Annotated in this window: 1 pseudogene; it reads right to left on the bottom strand. The window is 65.9% G+C overall.

The annotated features are described in order from the left end of the window. Positions 1-2,405: pseudogene (locus tag VFP86_13955) on the bottom strand (ATP-dependent Clp protease ATP-binding subunit). Positions 2,406-2,442 lie beyond the last annotated feature (37 nt).

Raw genomic sequence — 2,442 nt, 5'->3', positions numbered from 1 at the left:
CCCCTCGCGGACGTCTAGCACGATCTCATCGCCCGCCGCAAACTTGCCCCGGAGCATGTCGTCCGAGAGCGGATCCTCCACCAGCCGTTGGATGGCGCGCCGCAGCGGCCGCGCCCCGTACTGGGGGTCGTACCCCTCGGTCGCCAGGAGCTCCCGCGCGGCATCGGTCATCGTCAACGCCATGCCCTGGCCCCGGATCTCGCGCTTGACGCGCTCCATGAGGATATCGACGATCGCCCGGATCTGGTCGCGCATCAGCGGCCGGAAGACGATGATCTCGTCCACCCGGTTCAGGAACTCCGGCCGGAACGTCCGCCGCAACTCCTCCATCACGTGTATCTTCATCCGGTCGTAGGTGCCCTCGGCCTCCAGCCGCTCGCTTTCGGTGCCGCGGAACCCGAGCCCGGTGTCTCGCTGGATCTGCGGAGCGCCCACGTTGCTGGTCATGATGATCACGCAGTTCTTGAAGTCGACCGTGCGCCCCTGGGCGTCGGTCAGACGGCCGTCCTCCAGGATCTGCAGCAGCACGTTGAAGACCTCCGGATGCGCCTTCTCGATCTCGTCGAGGAGGACGACGGAATACGGCCGCCGCCGGACCTGCTCGGTAAGTTGGCCACCTTCCTCGTATCCCACATAGCCCGGAGGCGCGCCGACGAGCCGCGACACCGTGTGCCGCTCGGTGTACTCCGACATGTCGATCCGGATGACCGCGCCCTCGTCGCCGAAGAGGAACTCGACCAGCGCCAGCGTGAGGTCGGTCTTGCCGACGCCGGTCGGCCCGAGGAAGATGAAGGACCCGATCGGGCGCCGGGCGTCCTTCAGACCGGCCCGCGCACGCCGGACCGCCCGAGAAACCGCGTGAACCGCCTCCTCCTGACCGACGATCCGGGCGTGGAGGGAATCTTCCATCCGCAGCAGCTTCTCGGTCTCTTCCTCGACCAGGCGCATCACCGGGATCCCGGTCCAGCTCGAGACGATGTCCGCGATATCGTCCGCGGTCACGGTCGTGATATCCTGGTTCTTGTCGGTTTTCCAGGAACTTTCGAGCTCTTCGAGTTTCTGCCGCAGCACCTTCTCCTTGTCCCGCAGGCTGGCGGCTTTCTCGAAGTCCTGGCCCTTGATCGCTTCCTCTTTCTCCCGCCGGACCCGCTCCGCCTTGTCGAGCGCCTGGCGGATCTCCTGTGGCCGGGAACTCGCCTGGAGGCGGATCTTGCTCGCCGCTTCGTCCATCAAGTCGATCGCCTTGTCCGGCAGGAACCGGGCGGAGATGTACTTGTCCGCGAGCAAGGCGGCGGCGACCAGCGCGTCGTCGCTAATCTTGACCCCGTGGTGCGCCTCATACCGATCGCGCAGCCCTCGCAAGATTTCCACCGTCTGGTCGACGTTCGGTTCGGCGACCAGGATCGGCGCGAACCGGCGCTCCAGCGCGGCGTCCCGCTCCACGTACTTGCGGTACTCGTCGAGGGTAGTCGCCCCGATGCACTGGAGTTCGCCCCGCGACAGCGACGGTTTCAGGATGTTGCTCGCGTCGATCGCCCCTTCGGCCGCGCCGGCGCCCACCAGGGTGTGCAACTCGTCGACGAACAGGACGACCTCGCCCTGCGCCTTCCGGATCTCCTCCATGACTTTCTTCATGCGCTCTTCGAACTCGCCCCGGTATTTCGTGCCGGCGACAAGCGCAGCCAGATCGAGTTGGACGACGCGCTTGTTCCAGAGGACCTCCGGGACGTCGCCCCGCACGATCCGCTGAGCGAGCCCCTCGGTGATCGCGGTCTTGCCGACCCCGGGCTCGCCGATGAGGACGGGGTTATTCTTGGTGCGGCGGGAGAGGACCTGAATGACCCGTTCGATCTCGCGCTCCCGACCGATCACCGGATCGAGCTTGTTGTCGCGGGCGAGTTTGGTCAAATCCCGCCCGAACTCGTCGAGGGTCGGAGTCTTGCTGGCCTGCTTGGTGTACGAGGCGGTGCCTTCTTCTCCGAGCAGGTTGACTATCTTAGAGCGGACCCGCTCGAGATCGGCACCCATCGCCTCCAACGCTCGCGCCGCGACGCCCTCCCCCTCCCGGATCAACCCAAGCAGGAGGTGCTCGGTACCGATGTAGTTGTGGCCCAGCCGGCGGGCTTCATCCAGGGCGAGCTCGAGGACTCTCTTGGCCCGGGGGGTGAACGCCACTTCCTCGTGGGGGTCCGCTCGCCCCGACCGATCGCGCTCTCGATCTCGGCGCGGACACGTTCCGGGCTGATATTGAGCGACTCCAGGACCTTGCTGGCGACGCCTTCACCTTCCCGGACGACGCCGAGCAAAATGTGCTCCGTGCCGACCGCGCTGTGGTTCAGCCGCTTGGCTTCTTCCTGCGCAAGGATAATGATACGGCGAGCACGCTCTGTGAATCGTTCAAACATTTCGCGGCTGACCTCCTCCCTGCCAGGACGTGTGCGA

Source organism: bacterium (assembly GCA_035703895.1).
Lineage (GTDB): Bacteria > Sysuimicrobiota > Sysuimicrobiia > Sysuimicrobiales > Segetimicrobiaceae > Segetimicrobium.
Note: the sequence above shows the minus strand (reverse complement) of the source record. Positions and strands in the feature narration are given on the sequence as shown.